This window comes from Streptococcus sp. HMSC072G04 (assembly GCF_001813295.1).
Lineage (GTDB): Bacteria > Bacillota > Bacilli > Lactobacillales > Streptococcaceae > Streptococcus.
The window spans coordinates 44,422-70,119 of sequence record NZ_KV812035.1; the positions used below are offsets into that span (position 1 = coordinate 44,422).

Sequence of the window (25,698 nt, forward strand, 5' to 3'; positions counted from 1 at the left end):
CCCTCTTCTCTAATTTATTTAAAATCGTGATTATTTACAATCACAATTATAGTTAAATACTCTAGGTTTAGCATTCATTTTGTCATCGAATTTGTTATTCACTTTAACCTTCATGATATCTTCCTTTCTAGTCCACATCTAAAATGTCATTATAAGATTTTGACAAAGCGAAAAGTGCTAAATTTTTACGAATTTTTTCCTTCACACTTTTACATAGATACTTTTCGACCTCATACTCACCCTCACTTAAATATTTATTTTTATCAAGATAAGCATGAAACTCTTTCCTAATCACATCATTGCTGTCGACTACTCTATTCAATTCATTCGTAAGAAAAAATGAATGATTGGTTTTAGTATTAAAATACAACGTACCATCATCAGTACTATATTTTAATATATATCGTGACAAATTCATATTATCACCTCTTAATCTGTGTTACTTAACCTACAGTAAGTATACACCGATAGAAATATTGAATCAAGCAATATTCAGCAGATTAGAAAAGTTCCAACTTTTAATATTTTGGAAAAGGTTATCCTATAAAAGCTGCAATTTCGCCAACTTCTTGAGCAATATAGGTGGCGCCGGCTTCTTCCAATTCTTCCCTGCTTCCAAAGCCATAAAGGACACCGATAGAATCAAGCTTTTGCGCTTGAGCGCCAAGCACATCGTGCTCCCTGTCTCCAATCATGATGGTATGCGCCAAATCTGTAATCCCATTTTGCTCCAAGGCATACTGGATAACATCGCTTTTTTTACTACGTTTTCTATCCATGGTCGCACCAGCGACAAAGTCAAAATAATCATACAAACCAAAGTGTTTGAGAATTTGAATGGAAAATTCTTCAGGCTTTGACGTAGCTACAATCAACTGTTTGCCAGCCTGCTTGAGAGAAGCCAGCAAGTCAGGAACGCCTAGATAGACCTCATTTTCATAAAGGCCTTTTTCGGAAAAATACTCATGATAGTAGTCAATGGCCTTTAAACATTCTTCCTTAGAAAATCCATAAAAGCGCTCAAAAGACTCCTGCAAGGGCGGACCGATGAAAACTCTCAATGCTTTCTTGTCTGGCACTTGAATCCCATATTTTCCTAAGGCATAGGCCACCGAGTTGGTAATCCCTAGTTCTGAATTGGTCAAGGTGCCGTCTAGGTCAAATAAAATCGTTTGATACATTTTTTCCTCTTTCTGCTTTCAAAAAGAGGCTGGGACAAAAGTCCTAGCCTCTCAATTATCTTTGAATTGTCGAGCAAGACGCAGTGGTTGAGTGGGCTCTACTACGCTGATTTCATCAGTTTTTACAGCCCTACTCAACTGTTCGGAGGTGGGACGACGAAATCGAATTCTAACGAATGACCGATTTCTGTCCCACTCTCTTATCTTCATTTGCTTATAAACTAGACCACACACTTTCAAGGATATTGGTTTGGTCACGATCTGGTCCGACTGAGAAGGTTGAAATGCGCACACCAACTAATTCACCGACACGGCGGACATAGTTGCGGGCATTTTCTGGAAGCTCATCCAAGTGGCGGACACCTGTGATGTCTTCTGACCAGCCTGGTAATTCTTCATAGATTGGTTTGCAACGTTTGAGTTGCTCCAAGCTTGCTGGGTAGTGGTCGATGCGTTCCCCATCCAAGTCGTAGGCTACACAGATTTTCACCGTATCCAAGCCTGATAGAACGTCGATCGAGTTCAAGCTAAGGTTAGTAATTCCTGAGACACGACGGCTATGGCGCATGACAACTGAGTCAAACCAACCAACACGACGTGGACGTCCTGTAGTTGTCCCATACTCATGACCGACTTCACGGATCCGATCACCCACTTCATCAAAGAGTTCCGTAGGGAATGGTCCGTCACCGACACGGCTGGTATAGGCTTTACATACACCAACAACCTTGTCGATCTTGCTTGGGCCGACACCTGATCCGATGGTCACCCCACCAGCAACAGGGTTTGAGGAAGTAACAAATGGATAAGTTCCTTGGTCGATATCCAACATAACCCCTTGGGCTCCTTCAAAGAGCACGCGCTTGCCGTTATCCAAAGCATCGTTCAAGATGACAGAAGTATCGGTTACATATTGCTTGATTTGTTGACCATATTCATAGTATTCTTCGAAGATATCGTCAAATGAAAGAGCCTCTGCATCATAGAGTTTGGTAAATTGACGGTTCTTTTCTTCCAAGTTGATGCGAAGGCGTTCTGCAAAGACGTCGCGATCCAATAGATCCGCAATCCGGATTCCCACACGTGCAGCCTTGTCCATATAGGCTGGGCCAATCCCTTTAATCGTCGTTCCGATCTTGTTGTCTCCTTTAGATTCTTCTTGGAGACGGTCCAATTCGATATGGTAAGGAAGGATGACATGGGCGCGGTCTGAAATGCGCAAACTGTCTGTTGTCACACCTTCTTCATGAAGATAAGCCAACTCTTTGACCAATGACTTAGGATTGATCACAACCCCATTCCCAATGACAGAAATCTTTTCAGGGAAGAAGATACCTGAAGGAATCAAGTGCAACTTGAACTTTTTGCCGTCGATCACGATGGTGTGACCGGCATTGTCCCCACCTTGGTAGCGAGCAATGACTTCTGCATTGGCTGATAGGAAGTCAGTAATCTTCCCTTTTCCTTCATCACCCCATTGGGTTCCTACTACAACTACTGATGTCATAATTCTTTTTCATATACCATAGATAGGATGCTATCTATGCCTTTCTTCAAACTAAGGGCAGGAGTCTCACCTGCAAGTTTGTCTTACACTCTATTATAAGCAATTTTTGATGTTTTTTCAAGATCCACTCGGCTATCGTTTATTTTTCTCCTCCTTTTTTAAACCAACTTCTCTATGAAACTCGTCTTTTACTTGGAAATGGCTTCTTTCTAGAAATAACGTTCGGAATTTTCTTTTCTTCTTGCCCTTCTTCTGAAACGGCTGATTTTCGGAATTCTCCTTGTCCCCACTTTGCTTGATTTATGCTAAAATAGTAGGTATGGACAAAATTATTAAAACTATCTCAGAAAGCGGCGCTTTTCGTGCCTATGTACTAGACAGTACAGAAACCGTACGAACAGCCCAAGAAAAACATCATACACAAGCTAGCTCCACAGTCGCACTTGGCCGTACCCTCATTGCCAGTCAAATCTTGGCAGCAAACGAGAAAGGAGATACTAAAATTACGGTCAAAGTCCTTGGGACTAGCTCACTCGGAGCCATCATCACCGTGGCAGATACCAAGGGAAATGTTAAGGGCTACGTGCAAAATCCTGGAGTGGATATCAAGAAGACGGCAACTGGTGAAGTTCTGGTGGGACCATTTGTCGGAAACGGAGAATTCCTGGTCATCACTGACTATGGTACGGGAAATCCTTATAACTCCATGACCCCTCTTGTAACCGGTGAAATCGGAGAAGACCTGGCCTTTTATCTGACGGAAAGCCAACAAACACCTTCTGCAGTTGGGCTCAATGTCCTTTTGGATGACGAAGACAAGGTCAAGGTGGCGGGTGGCTTCTTGCTCCAGGTCTTGCCAAATGCCAAGGAAGAAGAAATCGCACGCTTTGAAAAACGCATCCAAGAAATGCCTGCTATTTCAACACTTTTGGAATCTGAAGACCACATTGAAGCTCTTCTTGCTGCTATCTATGGGGATGAACCTTTCAAACGTCTCTCTGAAGAAGAACTTCGCTTCCAGTGCGACTGCAGCCATGAGCGTTTCTTGAACGCTTTAGCAAGTCTGCCAGCTAATGATCTAAAAGAGATGAAAGATGAAGATCACGGTGCAGAGATTACCTGCCAATTCTGCCAAACACACTACCACTTTGACGAAAATGACTTGGAGGAACTCATTCGTGACAAATCTTAATACGCCATTTATGATCGGGGATGTCGAAATCCCTAACCGTACCGTCCTAGCCCCAATGGCCGGAGTGACCAACTCAGCTTTCCGGACCATTGCCAAAGAACTGGGGGCAGGGCTCGTTGTGATGGAAATGGTCTCTGACAAGGGAATCCAGTACAACAATGAAAAGACGCTTCACATGCTCCATATCGATGAAGGGGAAAACCCTGTATCGATCCAACTCTTTGGAAGTGACGAAGATAGCCTGGCACGCGCAGCTGAATTTATCCAAGAAAATACCAAGACCGATATCGTCGATATCAACATGGGTTGCCCGGTGAATAAAATCGTCAAGAACGAGGCTGGTGCGATGTGGCTCAAGGACCCAGACAAGATCTACTCCATCATCAATAAGGTTCAATCCGTCCTCGATATCCCCCTCACTGTTAAAATGCGGACGGGTTGGTCGGATCCTTCCCTAGCAGTTGAGAACGCCCTCGCTGCCGAAGCTGCGGGTGTCTCTGCCCTTGCCATGCATGGGCGAACTCGGGAGCAAATGTATACGGGGCATGCGGATCTTGAGACCCTTCACAAGGTTGCACAAGCCCTGACTAAGATTCCATTTATCGCAAACGGAGATATCCGCACAGTTCAAGATGCCAAACAACGGATCGAAGAAGTCGGTGCTGATGCGGTCATGATTGGTCGCGCTGCTATGGGGAATCCTTATCTCTTCAACCAAATCAACCACTACTTTGAAACAGGAGAAATCCTGCCTGATTTGACATTTGAAGACAAGATGAAGATTGCTTACGAACACTTGAAACGCTTGATCGATCTCAAAGGTGAGCACATTGCCGTTCGTGAATTCCGTGGCCTCGCCCCTCACTACCTCCGTGGGACTTCTGGTGCAGCCAAACTCCGTGGCGCCATCTCGCAAGCTAGCACTCTGGCTGAGATTGAAGAACTCTTACAATTAAAAGTATAGAAATACAAAAAGAGGCTGGGACAAAAGTCCTAGCCTCTCAATTATCTTTGAATTGTCGAGCAAGACGCAGTGGTTGAGTGGGCTCTACTACGCTGATTTCATCAGTTTTTACAGCCCTACTCAACTGTTCGGAGGTGGGACGACGAAATCGAATTCTAACGAATTACCGATTTCTGTCCCACTCTCTGTACTATTTTTAAATAAAATAAGTTAAGCAATTCTGCAAAGAAATATAAATATGTTTTAATTTTTTGAGCGAATCAAAAAAATACCGAAACTTTCCGCTGTGAGAAAGGTGCCTGAAACACGATTGTTTCAGGCACTCGGGAGTTTTGAGACCTTAGGCTCAAAACTAAGTCATGGAACTTCAAAGAAGTTCGCTGACGTCCGTACTCACCTAAGGAAAGTTTCTAAGATGACTTTGTCATTAATCTAAAACAGGACCTCATGTGAGGTCCTGTTTTTATAGATTGTCTGTTTGCAGGCCGAGTTGTTTAACTCTGGCGGTGTAGTAGGTCATGATCAAAAAGAGGTTCACTGTGATCAGCCAGATGGCCCATTGGTGAATGAAATGCATGAGGATGGCTACGCTAATAGCTCCTGCAACAAAGCTTCCAACAACAATCCCGTAATTCATGGCCTGACGCCGATACTCGTCCAAATCTCCCTTTCCTCGAGTGATTCGGTACAAGGCCGTCAGCATCTTGCGGTAATTACCAGAAGTCATAAAGATCACGTAAGGGTGGGTTTCAATCAAGCTTCCTGTAAAGGTCAACATCATCATCCCTGTCCCAAAAGCAATAAAGGGAACTTCTACAGGTGGTATGACAGACACCAAGGGAATCAGGAGTGTCACCACAAACAAAGGAATCAACATCTTGGTTCGCCAAAAGGCTGTCTTGCGATATTCTTTGATATGGAGGGCAACCACAAAGCCGATCGAGAAAAATAGAATAGATGAAAAACGCATGATGGTATTTTCGACACGGGGATCGTGCCAATCAGCGATGAGAAGCAGGAGGTTCCCCGTTTGGGTCGCGACCAAACTCCGGTAGTGCATGTGGCAAAAGACATCGAGGCCTCCTCCGATAAAACCAAGCAGAGCCCCCATCAGTCGTGTATTTTGTGGTAAAATTATTTTTTCTTCCATAGTCTTGTCTCTTTTGATCTCAATTATGTTTATTATACCACTTTACACACAAGTGGAGTTGGAAAAATCAGAAAAAGCCCTTCCGTTACTAAAAGTAAGGGAGGGCTGGTAGAATGAACCTCGCTCGATCTACTGTTTTAGACGATAGGTCTTGCGTGGTTTTTTCTTAGGTACTCGCTTGACACCCACTTCTTCCACGAATTCTCCGAATTTTACGAGGAAGTTATTGCTAACGATGGGACGTCCTGGATTGATCAAATTGACCAATTCGGTTGCTTCATAAACGGTGAAAGGCTCCTCTAACAGATAGAGGAAGGTTGGATTCCAGTCGAGACGTCCCTGAATCCGCTTGATCGATTCTTGAATAATCTGGTAGTGGTCAAAAGCAAAATCAGAAGCAGTTAAAACCTTTCCCTCTAGCAAGCACTGGGACTTTTTGAAGTCGACATCGAGAAAAACAACTTCCTTGGCATCGTCACCTGCATGGGCTAAGTCTACTGCTTCTGCCGGCAGATAGACCAGATGGGCGATGGTAATGACCCAGCCTCTGGGGTCCCGCCCAGGGGTGGAAACTGTCATGAGCTGCTCCACCTTATTCACTGGCAGATCGAGCCCAACTTCTTCTTTGACTTCTCGGATACAGGCATGAGTCGCATCTTCATCCTTGTTCACAAAGCCCCCCACCAAGGCGAGGCGGTGTTGATAAGGGTGGGCCTTGCGGCGAATGGCTAAGAGCTTGAGCTGTCCATCAACAAAACAGTAAGCCACCATGTCCGCTGTGACACTTGGAGTTTCATAAGTTGGCAGATCTTGCTCCTTGTACCACTTGAGAAAGTCTGCTTCACTAGCGACCGTCTCAAAATACTCTTTCTCCGTCATTCCTGCTGGAATTGAGAGACTTGCCATCTAAGCCACCTCCTTCTTGAGGGCTTTGGTCCATTCTAAGAAGAAGGGAACGCTGGAAAGAAGCAGGAGATAGATCCATTGAAAGGCTGTGCGTCCTACAAAAAGGTCCTTCCACAGGAGTTTCATAATATTGACAAAGCCTTGTTTTTTCGCTTCTTGGTGAACATTTTTAAAGTCTTGGATAAAGGTTGTGAATTTTTCAGATAGGTTTTTCATAAGCTGCTCCTTAGTCGGCTTGGTAAATGGCATCGATCACCTTCTTGGCTTCTTCGTAGTTGCCGAGGTAGTCTGATGCGAGGAAAGTGGTCGGAATGTTTCCTAGGTATTGCTGGCGCAATTGGTCTAGGTAATTTGAAAAGCTGGTGCGGATCTCTTCGTCAGCCATGGTCATATCTCGGAAACCATCATTGACATAAGAGCCGATCGGCTGTACAAAAAGGATCAAATCCCATTTTTCTTTGGACAGAATACTGACAAAGAGGTTGTCGAAGGTGTCGGTCATGCTGGTATCCTGACCTTCGACTTCCATGTAGTAGTCGTAATAACCCTTGGTCACCAGGGAATTGGTATCTGCGATGACAAGGCCTCGATTGGCACTACTATCGATGAGCTTAGAGGTTTGATCATACTGTCCTAAGAGTAGGTAATAGTAATCTTTTGGTGTGAGTTCATCATCCCGCACATTGTTCTTGATCTGGTATTCACGGGCATACTCCAGACTAACAGGTGCATCGTAAAAGCGAGCCAAGTCCTTTGCAAGGGTCGTTTTCCCGTTGCTGGCGCTCCCCATGATCAAGACTTTTTTTGTGAACTGGCGACGGAAGGGCTGGGCAATGTATTTCCAGTATTTGCTTGGATTTTCCCGGATCATGGTAGCAGAGATCCCGAAGCGACGCTCTTCTAAATGAACTTCAAACCCTCTAGCTTCCAACTCTTCCTTGTAAGCTTTCTCCCCTACATAAAAGATCAACTCTTCTGTCTCTGTTTGATACTGGATGGTGTCTAGGGCTGTTTGTAACCAAGGCTCCCAGCCCAAGGGATAACGAGGAAGTTCTGTCTCATCTAACTTATAGACTTGGGTCAACTCATCATTAGAGAAGGCTTCGCGGATATAACGGAAGCGTTTTTGTAAGGTCAACCCGACTTCTTCGCCACGATCCCCTTCATAACCAGATACGATGACACGAACGCGATCACACTGACGCTTGGCCCGCTGGATTAGGTCAATATGCCCTTGATGAAGAGGCGCAAAGGTTCCAAAAACCAGGGTAATTCTTTCTTTTTTCATATGAACTCCTTTTTATAATTTTTTATAAATAGATTTTCTTTATGTTTTTATTATAAACTATATTTTCCATCTGTCAATAGTTTTTTATAAAAAAATATATTTTTCTTCAAACCAACAAAAAAAGATCTGAAAAGAGAAGCTTCTCCTTTCAGATCTTTCGTATTTTATTCACGAGTGAGGGAGTGGCTGACACCGTCTTTCAGAACCGTCACACTAGATACAGAGCCATCTTTTCCAACTACGATATCTAGAGTCGCCGCAGACCCATCGCCTGCTGAGAGATTAGCATGGTAATGACCATCATCCAAGGTATAGTTATAAGCGCTGATACCATAGGCTACGGGTTGGCCCCCAGGAAGTTGGATGGTCACTTGACCACCTTGGCCAATAGTGACTCCAGTGTCGCGTTTGTCAGACCAATTCCCAGCTGCTGCAGAGAAATCCCCTGCTGCTACAGAATAGACTCCCTTGTATTGGGCATTCTCCGTAGCAGAAGCTTGCTTCTTAGCCTGGGCATGACCGTCTTCTAGACTTGGCAATTTTGCTTTCGCTGGTGTTGCTGGAGTGGCTACTTCTTTTGTTTCTTTTGTTACGGGTGCTACTGGTGTTGCTTCTTTAGCTGGAGCAGGTGTTTGACTAGCTGCAGCTTGGTTATTTTTGCTACCAACAGTATGACTTTCTTCTGATTTGCTATCAGAGGATGAAGAGGCAATCGGATCTTTACTAGTGATCACTTTTTTCTTAGAAGAAGAGCTGGTTTGTTTAACCAGACTGGTCTTTGAACTGCTTGCTTCTGAAGTTTTTTCTTCTTTATTCCCGCCACAAGCTCCTAGGAAAAGACTAGCTGTCAAAGCTAGGGCTGCTAGGGAAATGATTTTTTTGTTTTTCATAACAGAACCTCTTTTTTGTAACATTTGTAATATTTTGTAACATTATTGTAACACTGTTATATGAGGCTGTCAATAGTTTCTCAAATATTTTTCTAATTTGAAAGAAATTTTAGGTAAGTTCCTAAACTTTGCAAAAAAAAGCCGGACATACTGTCCAGCTTTTCTTATTTATACACTTCTTGATAGAATTCGATCTTGTCCCCTTTTTTAACGGTGGTTTCAGCAGCACCTTTTGGAGCCATTTCGCCATTGATCTTGTACATCCAGTAAAGACCTTTGGCTTCATCTTGGCTGTGACCGTCAATCGAGGTGATCATGCCATTTTTTTCTTCAATCTTGTAGTTGGCTTTGAGCACTTTCATGAGGTTGCTCTCTTCTGCTACTTTCAAGGTTTTCGATTGCGCTTTTTGACCTTCTGGCGTCACGCTAATCGTAATCGAAATTTCGTTTTTCTTGGCAACTTCTGTGCTAGAAGTAGTTGTTTGATTGTTTGTGCTATGAGACGGAGCGCAACTCGCTAAAAGAAGAGCTGCAAGTAAGGTCATCAAGCTAGAAATGGTTTTTTTTAACATAAAATCTCCTAAAAATATGATAAATAATGGGATAAAAAGCGATCGTCGACAGAGCATGGGCAAGGTTAAAACTAAAACCATTGACCAAAGCATAGGTCCACCAAGGAATATGGTAAATCAAGGCATAAACACTATCGATCAAGACCCCATAAGCAAAGGACAGTAGCCCCACAAAAAAGATCTGAAAGACAAAGGGCAACCACTTGTAACAGATACGCCAAAGGAGCATCAAGCAGCCGAAGGCGACAATCTGAAAGAACACAATCAAGCTCATCCCCAGGAAAAAGGCGGAGACAAACATGGTGATCATCATCACAAGAAAAGCAAAGCTATACCCTTCAAATATCACCAAGAGAAAAAAGATGGCAGAAATAGGTTGGACATTTGGGAAAGGGGCAAAAGCCTGACGTAGAGCGACACAAAGGGCCGCCAAAAGCGAAATACGGGTTAATCGCTGAAGCGTCATGACATCCTCCTAGACAATCTCAAACTTGATCGTTCCTGCTGTCGTTCCAACCTTGATCGTTTGTCCTTCTTGGGCTTGGCCTTTCAGCAATAGCTCTGCTAGTTGATCTTCCACTTCGGTCTGCAAGACACGACGCAGTGGGCGAGCTCCCATTTCTGGATCGTAGCCTTTGGTTGCTAGCAACTTGAGCGCTGAAGGCTGGAATTTGAGGGTCATGCCTTGTTCTGCCAAGGTCGCGATGAGCGGTTTGACCATGACTTTCACTACCTGCTGCATGTCCTCACTGGAGAGACTATGGAAGACCACCTTTTCATCAATCCGGTTGATAAACTCTGGACGATAGGTCTTCTTCAACTCTTCAAACATGCGTTTTTCCATATTGGCTTGGTCAAAGCGGATATCTTTGGCACCAAAGCCAACGGTCTTATCATCCCGAAGGGCTGTAGCTCCCAGGTTTGAGGTCATGATGATAATGGTATTGGAGAAGTCGATCTTCCGGCCTTTGCTATCGGTTAAGACTCCGTCATCCAAGACTTGCAAAAGGACATTGAAAATATCTGGATGGGCTTTTTCCACCTCATCAAATAAGAGAACTGAATATGGTTTGTTGCGGACTTTCTCGGTCAACTCGCCTCCTTCTTCGTAGCCCACATAGCCTGGAGGGGCTCCGTTGAGGCGGCTGGCCGCGAATTTTTCCATGTACTCACTCATATCAAAACGGATGAGGGCCGATTCATCATCAAACAAAACTTCCGCCAAAGCTTTGGCTAGCTCTGTTTTTCCGACACCGGTAGGTCCTAGGAACATGAAAGAACCGATCGGACGTTTATTGCTACGGATACCTGATTGATTGCGTCGAATAGCCCGACTGATACTCGAAACGGCTTGGTCTTGACCAATCACGCGCTTATGCAATTCTGCTTCTAAGTTTAGGTACTTCTTGGCATCGGTTTGGGTCAGTTTTTGAGTTGGAATACCGGATAATTGGCTCAAGGTCACCAAGACATCTTGGTCAGTGACTTCTTTTTTGTAGACAATGGGAGCGGCCTCTACTTCTAAGAGCTGGGCTGCTTTCTTCCACTTGCCATCCATCAAGGCCCGATCCAAGGCGGTCAACTCTTCTTTTACGTGACCGTTGGAATCGCGGTTTTGTACGGTAGCTGCCGCTTCATCCAAGAGATCAATGGCTGAATCTGGCAATTGACGACTAGTCAAATAGCGGTGGGCATATTTGACAGCTGTTTCGATCGCTTCATCGGTAATGATCACATGATGGTGGTCCTGATAAGTCTCTTTCAAGCCTTGGAGAATTTGGATGCTATCTGCAACACTTGGCTCTTCAATGGTGACTTTCGCAAAACGCCGAGAGAGGGCTGCATCTTTTTCGATATGCTTTTGGTACTCATCTTGGGTTGTTGCCCCAACTGTACGCAAGGTTCCCCGTGCCAGGGCTGGTTTTAGAATATTGGCTGCGTCTAAGGTCGAATCAATACCGGATCCTGACCCCATAATAGTATGCAGTTCATCGATAAAGAGAATCACGTGACCGTCTTCTTCGATGTCCTGGATGATATTGTTCATCCGTTCTTCGAAGTCCCCACGGAAGCGCGTCCCAGCAACGACATTCATGAGATCCAATTCCAGAACACGCATCTGCGCGATTTCAGCTGGTACATTGCCACTAGCGACACGCTGGGCCAGACCTAAGGCAAGGGCTGTTTTTCCGACCCCTGCTTCTCCCACCAATACAGGATTGTTCTTCGTCTTGCGGCTGAGGATTTGGATCATGCGTGAAATCTCTGCATCCCGACCAATCACAGGCTCAAGCTGGCCTGCACGCGCCATTTCTGTCAAATCACGGGTATAATCTTCAAGACCTCCACTGGTGCTTGGGGGCATGCCCATCATATTTCCCATGGTTTGGCGGTTAGGGTTTTGGGCGCGATAGAGACTCCGAATGGCTTTGATATCATTCTTGTCCCAGCCTGCCTTGTCCTCAAGATTCTTTCGAAGAGAGGCAATAGGAACTCCCTTGTCTTGCTCTGTAAAGGCAAAGCCGGCAAACTCCATGACTTGGCTCGCTAAGGTCCCACGGTCTGCTAGAAGAGAGAGGAGCACATGCTCTGTTCCCAAGGTCTTGGCATGAAGGACCTGGGCAATCTCTCTTGCGTGCTTCATAATGGCTTCCATCCGATAAGAAAATGGGAAGATTTCATACCGATTGTCGCTTTGAAAAGCTTGGCCTGTAATATGCTCCGCCGCATCCTGAAACTCATCGATCTGCATAGGATAATCGTTCAGTACAGAACCTGCCACGCTATAGGGATTATTGGCCATAGCCGTCAGGAGATGCCAAGTATCTAAGGTATGCCCCTGATAGTGGCCTGCTAGTATTTGGGCCGCTTCTATACTTTCTAACAGTGCTGTTGAATAGTTCATCTAGTCGGTATTTCCTTTTCTATCTACTTGTTGAATGATTTTTTTCAGCATCGTTGCTCGTAGGATGAGAGCATCTCGACCTAGGACCTCATCGGAGGTCGTCGCAAGCAAGAGCTGAGCCTCACGTTTTGTCAATAATTTTTCTTCATAGAGCATCTGGAGGATATCATTGAAGACCTGCTGGCTGATGGTCTCTCCAATATTGGCTGCCAAGTCTTGGAGCATCTGATGGTGATCTGAAAACTGGACCTTGCCAATGCGGATATAGCCACCACCACCGCGCTTGCTCTCTACAATATAGCCTCGGCTCTCGGTAAAACGAGTCTTAATGACATAGTTAATCTGACTAGGTACGACCTGAAAGACATCGGCTAACTCACTTCTTTTGAGCTCTGCCATGCCAGCTTGAGCCAGCAAGGCCTTAATATAAGCTTCGATGCTATCAGATGTGTTCTTATTTGCCATGATGCTCCTTTCTGGCTTGTTTTTTTCTAGATGGATGCTCTGTTCTTTGGCCCATAAAAAATGGCCTTGGAGTGTTCCTTCTCATCATTGACCTTATTTGACTATTATACAATTTTTACGGCTGTAAATAAAGCAAAGACTCCATGGAAATAGGAATCTCTTAAGAAGGCAAAACAAAAGAGGCTAGTGAGAACTAACCTCTTATGCGAAGAAGGAGCTACTCTTTGCGACGAGCAAATTTGGGGCCTCCGCCCAAGAATCCTAGACCAAGAAGGCCTAACCAAGCAAACAATCCACTTTCTTTTGTACCGGTTTGAGGAAGTTTTCCTTCCGATTGTAGAGAAGGACTTTTAACCACTTCTTTTTCCGGATGGTCTGAAGTCGAAACAGAAACTGCTTCTGGGGTTTTCGGTTGCAAGAGAACAGGTCTTCCTTTTTCTTTTTTGTCTTCAGCTTGAGAAAGAGTCATAACTTCTGGTTGCATCTTACTTGGGGTGACAGGAGTGGTTGGAGTCGGCATATCAGCTATCAACGGACTTTTTTCCGCTTCCTTCGTCCCGACTTCCGTAATCTGATCCTGGGCCTCCACTTCGACAAAGGCATCGACTTCTGTCCGAATTTCTTTGCCTTCTTCTTGTCGAACCTCAATCAATTTCAATCGGCGTCCGACCTTCCCTGCTTGAAGGATCCGGCTTTCGCCCTTGGCCAAGTCCTTGTTCTCACGTGTTTGACTCTCAAATGGAATTTCTTCTGCTTCGATGAGAAGTTCTGGCTTTTCAAGAACCAAATCCCGAACACCTTCGTCTGGGCGTGTCTGCGTCAGCGGTTCATAATTGTGAACATCTCCTAAGATGGTTTCAAGGGCTTCGACTTGATTAGCTGCAGCAACCAAATCTGGTCGCTCTTGATCCAACAACTGAGTCAATTCCGTCAATTGTCCTTGAACCGTCGGTTTGAGGTCTGCTTTCAAGCGATCGAGAGAAGTAGCCTTGATCTTTTCAACTCCTTCTTTGATAATCTGTTGCAACTCCTCTTGACTGAGCAACTGACTATCTTTCCCTGAGAGGATAAATCGGTCTACTTGGATAGCTCTAGATGACTGAGGGTCATTGAGGGTTGGATCTAGATGCAGGCGTAGCTGGTGGTAGCCTTTTGCTAGGCCTTGTAGATTGACCAAACTCTGGTCGAGCTTGCGTTGATCTCCGTAGCCACTGAAATAATGATCGCCTTCGATCTCATAATCATGGCCCCGACCTTCTTCGAAGGCCATTTCTTTTCCATCCAGGGTGACGCTGTAGAGCCCATGACTTGGATCAACCACTCCTCGGACCTCCACGCCGGTGCCCTTAAAGGTAATGGTCACTTCAATGTGTTTCTTGCCTTCTTCATCGGTCACTTGGTTAAAGCTAGACCAAGATTCTGTGCCATTTGAGAAGTTTGGATTGTCTGTCTCGTGCTGCCAACCCTCACTGTAATGCAGTTTTGGATCTTGGTCATCTACTTCTTTGCGATTTTCTGGAAGCAGGTCCTCGTTCATCACTTGGACTGTCAGTTCTGGAATAAAGCCGACCAGACTTCCTTGATCCGGATGCAACAATTTGACCTTAAAGTCATAGACATCGGTTGCTTTTCCTGCAAAATCAAGGGTTGGAACTTGGACTGTTTTTTCCGTCTCTCCATCTGCGAACTCAAGGGTGACGTTGGTATCTTTGTAGACCTTGCCATGAACTCCTGTTCCTGGTTCTGTGATCAATTTGAGACTGGCACTTCCTTTAGAGCCACCTTTTCTCTTGACGACGACTTGCGCTGGGTCGCCTTTCTTAACAGCTAGGGTTGGCTGAGCAAACTCAAAGAGCCCCTTTTCTTGGTTATTGAGGGCATAAATCCCTTCTGTTGCGATCGCATCTCCCTTGCTATTGACCAAGGTCAAGGTGTGGGATCCTGCTGCCAAGTCCGGTGTTTCATAGACCTTTTGGCTCCGTTTGCGGCTTGGACTTTGGGTATTGACGGTCGCTAGCTTTTGGCCATCGACATAGACATCCATTTCCCCATGACCAGGGTCGACAGTTGCGACCACATAGGCTTTGGTGCCTTCAAATTGATAGGTCACTGAAGCTCCCTTTCCCTTGGTCCACATAGAGGTGCCTCGAACACCTTCTCCCTCTTCATTCCACTGGCCATTGGCCCGCTCAGCAATCCGGTCGGAATGATAGGTCAAACCAAGCGGATAGCCATCGGTTTCTTCAATGCTAGCGGGTGTCTTATAGACAGAGACTCCGTTCAAGATTGGAGTAGCTTGGGCATCGGTGATGGACACCCGGATATAACGACTATCAACTGGTTGCCCTTTGATCAATCGACGGTATCCTACGGTTGAGCCAGCCCCATATGGAACCCATTGGCCATTCACAGCCACATCAATGGTGAAGCCAGAAATCCGTTGGCCTTTCTCGATGGTTTCTTTGAGCTCTACCACATCAAAATGCTGTTCTTTTCCGAGATCCAGGACAAAAGATCCGGTCTTGGCATCATCTGCAGGGGCCCAACTGGTCTTTTCATCTCCATCTATCAAATGGCTAGCCTTGTAGAGCGGATTGCGTCGTGTCGAGTCAGCTTCTACCAAAGCTCCTGCCGCATAGTTCACACTGTAGAGTTGGTCCAAGGTCTGACGGAATTCTTTCAAACGGGCCACATCGGCATCCGCAAATTTTCCGTCTTGATTGGGTGGAATATTGAGCAAGAGTGGGGTTCCACGACCGACCGATTTGAAGTAAATGTCCATCAATTCACGGAGGGACTTAGGCTCTTGATTGTCATGGTAGAACCAGCCGGAGCGGATAGAGACATCGGCTTCTCCCACTGAGTATTGCTTCCCTTCTGGATCCCCGTGATTGAGGTAGCTATTAGATGGATTGTTGCGGATCTTATCTGGATTAACCTTTTGCCAAACCGGATCTCCGGCAATCCCCTTTTCATTTCCAATCCAACGAACATTGGTCGGCTCAGCTGAGAAGATAGCAATATCCCCTTGGGCCTTGCGAATGGCTTCAAACCACTTGTCAAAGGTATAGGTGACTTTTTGAGCCCCATCGCCACGCGCTCCATCCATCCAGACTTCTACAAACTTGCCCTTGTTCCCATATTTTGGATCTTCAAGGATTTCCTTAAGCTGGTTGAGATAGTATTCATTGTATTGGTCCTCTGTATCCACATGGTAGAGCGGACTGTGAGCATCCCAAGGTGAGAGGTAGACCCCCATGTCCATATCATACTTGCTGGCAGAAGCAGAAACCTCAGCTAGGACATCTCCTTTTCCATCTTTCCAACCACTTTTAGCAATGGTATGGTCGGTGTATTTAGAAGGGTACAAGAGGAAGCCATCGTGGTGCTTGACGACCATGATCGTCCGTTTAAAGCCAGCATCCTTCAGGGTTTTGATCCACTGATCGGTATCCAGATGCTCTGGATAGAAATAATAAGGATCCTCTTGTCCATCTCCCCACTCACGATCGTAGTAGGTATTCATCCCAAAGTGTATGAAAGCTGCTAGTTCTTCGCGGTGGTATTGCATCTGAGCCTTGCTTGGAAGCGGTCCATAATCCGCAATCTCAGTCTCCTCGTCTAGAGAAGTGGCAGGTTGAGTGGCTTCTGTCCCTTGGCTGGCTGCACGATTTTCTTTCTCGTTAGTAGCTACTGAGGCATGCTCTGATTCTTCTTGGTGCTCGTTCACAGTTTTCTCCTCCTTTCCCTGATCTCCTGCATCACTCGTTTCGACCCGTTCTTCACGTGGTTCACTATTCTCAGCTTGTTCCTCTGCGTAACTGGTAGTAGCTCCTAAAAAACAAGTCGCTACGACTACCGAGCAGACGCCTACTGAGAGTTTACGAATGCCAAATCGATTTCTCTGATCAACTAATCTTTTTCCCATATTCTATTCCTTTATGTCACCAGGTAAAGAGGGTGGGCTTCCCCATCCTCCTTCTTTTACCTGTGAACTTTTCACCGTTTTTTGCTAGTTTCTCTAGCTGTTTTACTTGGCCTTATTGGCTCTTTTTTTCTGATCGTCCAGCACAGCACTGGCAAGGCCTGCCGCTAGGATTCCAGCAACGAGGCTTGCGACGCTTTCTTCCGTTCCTGTATTTGGTAATCTACCTTCGGAAACTGGAGCAGCTGAAACTGCTGGTGTTTGAGTTTCTTTCTCGACTTCCTTCCCTGTTGCATCTATCCCTTCCTGGCGCACCGCTTTGACCTCAAGAGATGCTTGAGGAGTTGCGATAGCTACTGGTCCTTCTGAAACATGAGGGCGCTCTGGGTTCGGAAGCGGTTGTGGTTCTGGCTGCGGTTCTGGCTGTGGCTCTGGCTGCGGTTGCGGCTGTGGTTGCGGCTGTGGCTCTGGTTGTGGAGTGTCTGGAAGTACCTCTTTCGTGCCTACCTCTGTGATTTCTGCCACTGGATCTAGTTCTACAAAGGCATCTAGTTCCTTCCGGCTTTCCACACCATTTTCTTGAGAAACTTCCACCAAGCGCAATTTGCGGCCTTTTTGACCTTCTTGAACCACACGTTTCTCACCTTTTGGAAAATCTGCATTTGGACGTTCTAAACGTTCAAAGTCCATCTCTTCTGGCTCAATCACCAACTCTGGTTTGGTATGAACCAGATTCTTAACCCCTTCTTCAGGAATGGCTGAGCCTGTAGGTGCTTTTGCAGAGAGAGAAAGTTGATATACTTTTTCGAGCTTGCCATCTTCTGAGACAACTTTGACAAGAACAGGGGCATTGGCACTTTTAGCATCCACGACCGTAACGGCTGTTCCATTCTTGCCTTGTGCTGAAACGATTGGACGGTCTCCCTCATACTCTAGATGATAATCTGTCGCATCTGGTTGAAAACCTTCTAGGTCTTTGCCATTCACTTGGATGGTGACATCTGTTGTTGCCTGGGCCTCTTCTGTTGGGGCGTAGGCGCTCAATTCAATGATTCCGATTCCTTTAAGATTTTCATCACGAACCATTCTTAAACGGATGGCTTTGGTTCTGGTTTCATTGAAGCTGAGGTTGGAGATATAACCAGGTTCAAAGGCATAATCCAAGCTATACGGGATTTCTTCCCAGTTAGAGGCCTGGTTAAATGGATGATCTGGAAGATTCTTCAGATTGCCATAATCATCCGGAACTTCAAAGTCTGGACCAATATAGCGTTCAAGAACCGTTTTCGTTGGCAGACCTGTTTCCTGATCTGCAAAGAAGTCGACCGCTACTTTATTGACCAAACGCTCTGTTACCTGACCATTTTTCTTGAAGATGAGACCAGCAAAGGCTTCGGTTTGATCCGGTTCTCTCTTCCAGTTGGTCCAACGATAGTATTCGTTGTAGCCACCATCGTTGATGTAATCGATATAGTCGATTTGATTTGGATCGAGATCATTGGTTTCACTAGCAAATGCTCTTGTATCTTCTGCATTGTAGTCACGGTTCACAGAGAGGTTTTCTCCTGTCTTTTCTGACACCCGGACGGTCAGCTGAGCTGTCAGATCATAGCCAAGGACTTTTCCTTCTAGCGTGAAGCTACCTTCGTGAGAAAGCGCATCAGCTGGTACAGCCTGCCAGTCCACCGTCAGTTCCTTGCGTTCATAGCCTGTATCCCCTTGGAAGTAAACGCCTACGGTAGATGGTAGAACCAGATCTTGACCGACTTTCACAAAGCGGTTACCTGCTTCCACTGCTACTGGGGCAGCTTGTTTCAGTTTTTCTGCATCACTTGTGAGATGGAGGCGGTATTCTTGTAAGATGGTGCCATCTTCTGCTTTATGGATGACACGGATTGGCTCACCTTCATGGACGCTTGGCACAACCGTTGCAAGACCGTGATGGCTGGCTGTCGCTTCCACTTGTGGATAAGCCCGATCACGCGCATCGATGTAGTAATCGGTCACACTTGGGTTGACACCTGGCAATACATCGCCATTGACGCGAATGGTCAACTGGCTCTTCTCTTCTGCCGCAACCTTATTGGCAAAGATCTGAATCTCTGAAATAGAGCTTCCACGCTTGCCTTCTGGCGTCTTCATACGGATACGAACAGCATAGGTGTCGACTTTATCAAAACTGAAATGATTCATCTTACCAGCTGCTACCGGTTCTTCAACGGTTAGGTTGCTGACTTCTTTCCAGTTAGCTGGATTGTTAAATGGATGGTCTGTTTCGTCTTTAACACGATTTGGATTGCTTGGAACAGTTGGAATTTGTTCCCCTGTATAGTACTCAATCACATATTCACTTGGAGCGCCAACGCCGTGGTCTTCATGGAAACCAACATGGAGGTTGTCCACTGCTCGCTTGGTCAAGATACCAGAATCCCCAAACAAGATACCAACAGAATCTTCCGCATTGTCACGGCCCCAGTTGGTCCAACGGTTAGCTGGAGCATCGGTAAAGGAGATGACCTTGTCATTAACCTTAGCAACTGGATCTGCATCGTTAGAGTCACTTGCAAAAGCGAGTGGCAAGACAGATCCTGTCCATTGCTCTGCTACGTTGGCCCCCTTGACTGTGTTTGCGGAAACACGAATATGAAGACGTGTTGGAAGATCCGTTCCTTCTACACGACCGGCTAGGACAACTTCTCCTTCTTTGGCCAAGAGTTGCGGATCGACCGCATCCCAGGCCACCTTAGCAGTATAGGTCTTACCATTAGAGTGATAGGTCCGCACGCTTTCTGGAAGAGCTGGTTTTTCTCCGACTGGAGTGGTAGTGCTGACTTCTTCTACAGCGATAATGCCTTCAACCGTCACTTGAGCTTGTGCTTCTTTTTCCACACCCTCTACATGACCTGTGACTGTAAAGCTATGGTAATCCTTGACTTGATCTGCGGTTACAGCATCCCAGGTCACGCGTTTTTCTTTAGGGAATCCCTTGTCATACTCGACCAAGACGGTCTCTGGAAGAGCTGGCAAAACATTTCGATCGGTGTTGATTCGTACAGGACGCACCTTCACAACCGTTTTTTCTTCTGGATTTGGCGTGATGGTAAAGGTGACTTCTCCTGTTTGTCCTTGGAAGTTGGCTTCTAAATGAACCAATCCTGCTTCCCGCAATTCCAAACCTTTATTGGTTGCGACTGCTTTTCCTTGACTACCAGCTCTTGTTTTCACATCGATTTGATCTGCTTTGAGACTTGCCTGGCTACCATCTTGGTAATGGGCAATGACTTCAAGTGGTACCGTTTGGTCTTCCTTGAGTTCCTGTCCTTCTGGCAGACGCAATTCTAGGCGCTCAATCTGTGGACTTTCTTCTTGGAATTGGACCACATAGGTCTGCACAGCTCCCGTATCCTGAGCAGTGACATAGATTTGAGCTTTCAAACCATTTTCACGGTTAGCTTGGAGGACCGTCACTTGGGCATTTTCTGCACTTGCTGTGACTTGACCTGGCTCTTGACCGTAAGCGAGGGAACGGAAAATAGTATGGTTGCCACTACCAAATTTTGGAAGAGCTACTCCATCTAGCTGAACCGTTGGTTTCTTAGCCTTGGCTACATCTCCTCCTGCAACCACTAGTGTCGCTTGGACCGTTTCCCCATTGCCTAGGAGTCCTGTCGCCTTCAAGCGTGCTCCTGGTGTGGACAACTGATCTTCTTGACCAGCTTCCAAGGTCCATTGATCGACCTCATAGTGAGCAGTGGTCCCATCGGTAAAGACTAATTGCACAGCCTTATCCACTGTCGTTAGATCTGCTCCCTGTGGGATTTGTTTGATGACTGGAAGGACTTGTTCCACGCCGATCACATCGACCAGAGCTTCGACCGTGCGTCCTTGAACATGACCTGTCACACGGACTTGTCCAGCACGGCTATAGTCTGTCGCATCCCATTCAACGGCTTCTTCTTGGGCCTTGCCATCACTATAGACTACATTGACCTTACTTGGCAAGGTTGGTTTTTCTCCTAGATAAGCACTTTGTCGAACAGGTTCCACACCTAATACAGTGCGTTCTGCTTGGTCCTTCTTACCTGTAAAGAGGCTGACTTGGTCTGATTGCAAGCGATCTGAGTCTGCATACAGAGTAAAGGCTCCCGCCTGCTCAGTTGATTTGACAATCACAACCCCTTTGCCGTTGAAGGCTTTGCGTTGCCATGAGCCATCTTCCTGCGCTTTGTAGCGTTCACGGCTGGCTTGTTCCCCATTATCGACACCGACAATTTGGCCTTGTCCATGCAAATGGAAATGCACCAAATTATTGGCAGTTGGCACGACACGACCTTCTTCATCGACGATTTCGTAGGTAATATAGGTCAAATCCTTGCCGTCCGCTGCAATCGCGTGTTCTTCTTTTAACAAACGAACACCCGCAGCCTTGCCGGCTGTTTCGACTTGATCTTTCGCGATCACTTCTCCTGCTTCGTTGCGCGCAATAGCTTCCACTTTACCTGGTACATAAGGGACCAACCACTCTAGATAGAGCTCATCCGGATTTGCCCCTTCTTGGTAGGTCCGGCCATCTGCTGTGGTCTTCTTGGTAAAGGTCTTGACTCCTTGTGATTCCCCATTGACAATCAATTCCACACTGTGAGCATTGGAGAAGGTCCGAACAGGAATCCGTCCTTCTTCATCCATGACACGATTGGCTAATTCTGGATTGTCCCAGTTCCAATGTGGCAAGAGATGGACCATTGGATGTTTCTCAGCCGATACCCATTGACTTTGGTAAAGGTAAAAATCATTCTTCGGAAGGCCAGCCGTATCGACAATACCGAAATAAGAACTTTTCACAGGTGTGTCATTTTGGTTATGCCATGGTGTTGGCTCGCCGATATAGTCCGTACCGGTCCAGATAAATTGTCCTGCATAGCCGGCATGATCACGGTCAAAGGTCCAAGAGGCGGTCGCTGTCCGACCCCAACCAACCCGGTCATTGCCGTAGTCTGATTGTTCATAATGGCGGTCTTCTTGGTTGCTACCGACCCACTCTCTTTCAGGGTGATAGTAAGAGCCCCGTGTCCGCGTTGCAGAAGAGGTTTCTGAGCCATAAATGAGCCAGTTTGGATGTTTCGCCCGTAAGCTTTCATAGTTGGCCTCTGAATAGTTGAAACCAACCGCATCAAGCTCTGCGGCTACCTTTTCATGGCCTCCTGAACCATCACCAAAGCGGAATTTATCAGCTCCCATGGTGACATAGCGGGTTGCATCCACGTCCTTGATGGTCTTGACTAACCGACGAACAGTTGCGACAGATTTGTCTGAACCATCTGCTTCACCGACTTCATTACCGATCGACCACATGACAATGGCTGGATTGTTCTTGCCCCGCTCTACCATGGTCCGTAGATCGTAATCGGACCAAGTATCCCCCTTACGAGCTTCTGGGTGAGTGGCATCCTTTTCAAAGAAACGACCGTAATCGTATTGTTTCTTGCCACCATACCAGGTATCAAAGGCTTCTTCTTGGACCATCAAGCCCAACTCAGCAGCAATTTTTAAGGTTTGTTCACTGGCTGGGTTGTGGGTCGTCCGGATGGCATTGACTCCCATGTCCTTCATCTGTTTGAGACGACGGTATTCAGCCTTGTAATTTTCCTCAGCTCCAAGAGCCCCGTGGTCATGGTGAAGGGATACCCCGTGGAATTTCGTCGCCACCCCATTGAGGAAGAAGCCACCTTCTGGCGTCCAGTTGAGATAGCGATAACCAAAGCGTTCCTTTTGCACATCGACCAACTGCGAATCCCGATAAACACGCGTATACAAGGTATAGAGAGCTGGATGATCCGTTTTCACATCCCAGAGGGTTGGTTTTTCAACATGCAAGGTTTGAGAAAGGTTGATCGCTTGACCTGCTAGAACAGCTTGTGCTTCACTGCGCGTTTTTTCGCTCACCACTTGGCCATTTTGATCAACAATTTCATATTCCGCATACACACTATGGGCTTGATCATCCTGGTTGACAATGCGGCTCTTCACAACTGTATCCACTGCCCCATTTTGCTGTTTTTCCAACTGAGGGGTCGTAATCGTTGTCCCATACTGCGCTAAATGAACCTTGTCCGTTACACTCAGCTTAACATCCCGGTAAATCCCACTACCAGAATACCAACGGCTACTTGGTTGTTGATTGACCACATGAACGGCGATGGTATTCTCGCTTCCATCCGCATTTAAATAAGGAGTAATATCATAAGAAAAGGCATTGTAGCCATTTGGATAATGACCGACGAATTGTCCGTTTACATAGACTTTGGAATCCATATAAACCCCGCCAAATTCCAAGCGGACCTTCTTATCTAGATCTTTGTCGTCCAAACGGAAGGTCTTACGATACCAAGCATCCCCTCCGTTTAATTGACCCCCCTCATTTTGAGCAGGAGAGTTGTGATCGAAATCAAAGAAAATAGACCAGTCATGAGGAAGATCTAATTTTTTCCAATCCTTGACATCCACTTGACGCCCTTCTGCACCAGGAGCTGCATTTAATTTAAAATACCAATCTTTATTAAAATCACGTTCTCGATCTTGCACAATATCCTCCGCTACACGATTTTGATCTGGAGCAGCAGTTTCTTCCGTTCCTGTAGCACGCTCAGATGAAGTAGAAACAGGCTGGCCCTCTCCTTGAGGGGCTGGCTTTTCCTCAGCTCTGGTAGGGGTGATGACAGCTGGAGCTTCTGAAACTCTTGCACCAGCTTCAGGAACTTCCGCTTCTGAATTTTCCGTCACAACACTTGGTGTCTCAATCGAAGTCGGTTCACTTTCGAGGGCTGGCTTTTCTTCCGCATGGACCCTTGAAAGACCCAAGGCAGAAATCCCAATCACAACAGAACAAGCTCCAACTGAGAGCTTACGAATACTAAAAACAGGACGCTTTTCAAAAAAAGACTTTCCCATAAAAACCTCCTCTTAGGATTAACAATTAAATTTGTAAGCGCTTTCTTATACCTGCGAACGCTTACAGAAAATCACATATTAACTATACCAAAAAAAGAGGAGCGATAGGCCTCGATTTCGCTCCAACTATAGTTAGATTAAGAATTCCTTTAATTAGTGGAAATCTCCTACAAACCAAAAAAATAGAAGCCAACGGCTTCTATTTTTTTATGATCTTATAATCCTGGTTCTTGACCAAGTTCAGCAGCCACCATCCAAATGTTCTTTTCAAGTTCTGCTTTAGCCCCAACAAAGATATCATTAGTTACATCGTCACCTTCAGCATCAGTGACATCCAATGCTTTTTGGTAAAGGCCATCAAGGTAATGAAAGATTTCAAGAACACGTGTCAAGCTTTCTTCTACATTTTTTGTAAATGCTCCACGGCGTTCTTCAATATTGCTGTGTTCCAAAAATTCAGTCATGCTAGAATAAGGAGCCCCACCAAGAGTGATCAAGCGTTCGCTCACTTCATCCAAGGTTGCATCCAAGCTGTCCATGTATTCGTCCATTTTTGGATGCCAAACCATAAAGCCACGTCCACGCATATACCAGTGTACTTGGTGGAGGGCAATGTGAGCTACGTAGAGATCTGCTACGACTTGGTTCAAGAGCGCTTTTGTCTCTGGAAGACTTTCTTTATTAGAAGGTGCAAAAGTTGCTACATCAGTAGCTGCTTCATGTTTCATCATTGTCATGTTGTTCTCCTTTTTATAATGATTCTAATTAATTATGTCTTTATTATAATCCTTCTAATTAAGAAAGTCAAGATAAAAGATTCAAAAAAAGATAAATTTAAAAAAAGTTGGAATAGTTGTCAATTGATAGAAGATACGATAGAATGAAGAAGACTAATCGAAAGGCTTTTCTAATGAAATACATTCTTACATTTTTGATCTCTATGGTTCCTCTCGTGGAACTTCGTGGCGCTGTTCCCTTCGCTATTTCAAGAGGAATTCCCCTCTGGCAGGCCCTCACCATTGGGGTTATTGGCAATATGCTTCCGATTCCTATAATCTTCTTCTTTGCCCGCCATATTCTTACTTGGGGGGCAAAAAAACCAATTATCGGAGGCTTTTTTAGCTGGTGTCTCAATAAGGGCCATAGAGGCGGACAGAAATTAGAAAAAGCTGCAGGAGACAAGGGAATCTTCTGGGCCTTATTGCTCTTTGTTGGAATCCCTCTTCCGGGAACTGGTGCCTGGACCGGTGCCCTTGCAGCTTCTATCCTTGACTGGGACTTCAAACGCAGTAGCCTCGCAGTCATGCTCGGAGTGATACTAGCCGGCCTCATCATGGGAACCCTGTCCCTGCTCCTAGGAATCGATACCTTCGCACATTAAGCAAAAGACTGAAGCAACGGCTTCAGTTTTTGCATACAAAAAAGAGGCTTCCGTTCCTCTAAGAGTATAGACAAACTGTTTTTTTTTAAAATCTAATAAATTCTATAAAACAAAAAAATTTATTTATTAGAATTACTCAGTCATCTACTAAAACTTTCCGCTGTGAGAAAAGTGCTAGAAACAATCATGTTTCTAGCACTCGGGAGTTTTGAAAGTAAAACAGTTCGGGGAACTGTTTTAGCATGAGCTTAAAATTTGAAAAGCGAATGGGTCCAAAACTAATTGAACACGGGCTGCGGATTGTGTCAAAAAGAAAAGTTTTCCTAGAATCTAAAGATTCTTCGTTAAACTTCCTATTTTGACTTTATCCGCAGACGCCCTTTGTATCTTAATAAGTCATGGAACTTCTTTGAAGTTCGCTGAC

17 protein-coding genes and 1 pseudogene are annotated in these 25,698 nt (G+C 45.6%); 3 read left to right on the plus strand and 15 right to left on the minus strand.

Annotated features, from left to right (window positions below; translation table 11 throughout):
• Nucleotides 1-127: 127 nt before the first annotated feature.
• The 3 genes from HMPREF2904_RS07505 to HMPREF2904_RS07515 all read right to left on the minus strand — a co-directional run bounded on the left by HMPREF2904_RS07505 (nucleotide 128) and on the right by HMPREF2904_RS07515 (nucleotide 2,688).
• On the minus strand, nucleotides 128-418 hold the full coding sequence (locus tag HMPREF2904_RS07505; protein WP_024055403.1) for a hypothetical protein: 291 nt from the start codon (nucleotides 416-418) through the stop codon (nucleotides 128-130).
• A 118-nt stretch (nucleotides 419-536) separates the two neighbouring features.
• Complete coding sequence (locus tag HMPREF2904_RS07510; RefSeq protein WP_003002091.1) at nucleotides 537-1,181, minus strand: HAD family hydrolase; 645 nt, start codon at nucleotides 1,179-1,181, stop codon at nucleotides 537-539.
• Nucleotides 1,182-1,395: 214 nt separating this feature from the next.
• Nucleotides 1,396-2,688, minus strand: a complete 1,293-nt coding sequence (locus tag HMPREF2904_RS07515) for an adenylosuccinate synthase (RefSeq protein WP_014714023.1) — start codon at nucleotides 2,686-2,688, stop codon at nucleotides 1,396-1,398.
• Nucleotides 2,689-3,007: 319 nt separating this feature from the next.
• Between HMPREF2904_RS07515 and hslO the strand changes: the two genes are divergently transcribed.
• Entirely contained in the window at nucleotides 3,008-3,880 is an 873-nt protein-coding gene (hslO, locus tag HMPREF2904_RS07520; RefSeq protein ID WP_049518472.1) for an Hsp33 family molecular chaperone HslO, read from the plus strand.
• Nucleotides 3,867-4,844 (plus strand): tRNA dihydrouridine synthase DusB, encoded by a 978-nt coding sequence (dusB, locus tag HMPREF2904_RS07525; protein ID WP_049474202.1) that lies wholly within the window; start codon nucleotides 3,867-3,869, stop codon nucleotides 4,842-4,844. The genes hslO and dusB overlap by 14 nt, the downstream gene beginning before the upstream one ends.
• Before the next feature lie 463 nt (nucleotides 4,845-5,307).
• On the opposite strand, the gene HMPREF2904_RS07530 is transcribed toward dusB, so the two are convergent.
• The 12 genes and pseudogenes from HMPREF2904_RS07530 to HMPREF2904_RS07585 all read right to left on the minus strand — a co-directional run bounded on the left by HMPREF2904_RS07530 (nucleotide 5,308) and on the right by HMPREF2904_RS07585 (nucleotide 24,630).
• Complete coding sequence (locus HMPREF2904_RS07530) at nucleotides 5,308-5,994, minus strand: YoaK family protein (protein WP_070661531.1); 687 nt, start codon at nucleotides 5,992-5,994, stop codon at nucleotides 5,308-5,310.
• 129 nt (nucleotides 5,995-6,123) lie between these two features.
• Nucleotides 6,124-6,900 carry an NUDIX domain-containing protein gene (locus HMPREF2904_RS07535; protein ID WP_070661534.1) on the minus strand — a complete coding sequence of 259 codons (777 nt, stop codon included), beginning with the start codon at nucleotides 6,898-6,900 and terminating at the stop codon, nucleotides 6,124-6,126.
• A gap of 24 nt (nucleotides 6,901-6,924) precedes the next feature.
• Nucleotides 6,925-7,116: pseudogene (locus HMPREF2904_RS07540) on the minus strand (hypothetical protein); the annotation flags it as partial.
• A gap of 10 nt (nucleotides 7,117-7,126) precedes the next feature.
• Nucleotides 7,127-8,188: an AAA family ATPase gene (locus tag HMPREF2904_RS07545; protein ID WP_049474198.1), complete on the minus strand. Its 1,062-nt coding sequence runs from the start codon at nucleotides 8,186-8,188 to the stop codon at nucleotides 7,127-7,129.
• Between the two features lie 164 nt (nucleotides 8,189-8,352).
• On the minus strand, nucleotides 8,353-9,078 hold the full coding sequence (locus HMPREF2904_RS07550) for a hypothetical protein (protein ID WP_070661537.1): 726 nt from the start codon (nucleotides 9,076-9,078) through the stop codon (nucleotides 8,353-8,355).
• Between the two features lie 164 nt (nucleotides 9,079-9,242).
• Nucleotides 9,243-9,650 carry a DUF4430 domain-containing protein gene (locus HMPREF2904_RS07555; protein WP_070661538.1) on the minus strand — a complete coding sequence of 136 codons (408 nt, stop codon included), beginning with the start codon at nucleotides 9,648-9,650 and terminating at the stop codon, nucleotides 9,243-9,245.
• On the minus strand, nucleotides 9,628-10,116 hold the full coding sequence (locus tag HMPREF2904_RS07560) for a hypothetical protein (RefSeq protein ID WP_049485778.1): 489 nt from the start codon (nucleotides 10,114-10,116) through the stop codon (nucleotides 9,628-9,630). The genes HMPREF2904_RS07555 and HMPREF2904_RS07560 overlap by 23 nt, the downstream gene beginning before the upstream one ends.
• 9 nt (nucleotides 10,117-10,125) lie before the next feature.
• Nucleotides 10,126-12,555, minus strand: a complete 2,430-nt coding sequence (locus HMPREF2904_RS07565) for an ATP-dependent Clp protease ATP-binding subunit (RefSeq protein WP_070661541.1) — start codon at nucleotides 12,553-12,555, stop codon at nucleotides 10,126-10,128.
• Nucleotides 12,556-13,020: a CtsR family transcriptional regulator gene (locus tag HMPREF2904_RS07570; RefSeq protein ID WP_003002068.1), complete on the minus strand. Its 465-nt coding sequence runs from the start codon at nucleotides 13,018-13,020 to the stop codon at nucleotides 12,556-12,558.
• Between the two features lie 217 nt (nucleotides 13,021-13,237).
• A complete protein-coding gene (locus HMPREF2904_RS07575) occupies nucleotides 13,238-16,948 on the minus strand; it encodes an alpha-L-fucosidase (RefSeq protein WP_070661543.1) in 3,711 nt (1,236 codons plus the stop codon).
• A gap of 102 nt (nucleotides 16,949-17,050) precedes the next feature.
• On the minus strand, nucleotides 17,051-23,893 hold the full coding sequence (locus tag HMPREF2904_RS07580) for an Ig-like domain-containing protein (RefSeq protein ID WP_070661547.1): 6,843 nt from the start codon (nucleotides 23,891-23,893) through the stop codon (nucleotides 17,051-17,053).
• Nucleotides 23,894-24,108: 215 nt separating this feature from the next.
• Nucleotides 24,109-24,630, minus strand: coding sequence for a Dps family protein (locus tag HMPREF2904_RS07585; protein ID WP_070661549.1), 522 nt, complete (start codon nucleotides 24,628-24,630; stop codon nucleotides 24,109-24,111).
• A 173-nt stretch (nucleotides 24,631-24,803) separates the two neighbouring features.
• On the opposite strand from HMPREF2904_RS07585, the gene HMPREF2904_RS07590 reads away from it, so the two are divergent.
• Complete coding sequence (locus HMPREF2904_RS07590; protein ID WP_070661707.1) at nucleotides 24,804-25,274, plus strand: COG2426 family protein; 471 nt, start codon at nucleotides 24,804-24,806, stop codon at nucleotides 25,272-25,274.
• Nucleotides 25,275-25,698 lie beyond the last annotated feature (424 nt).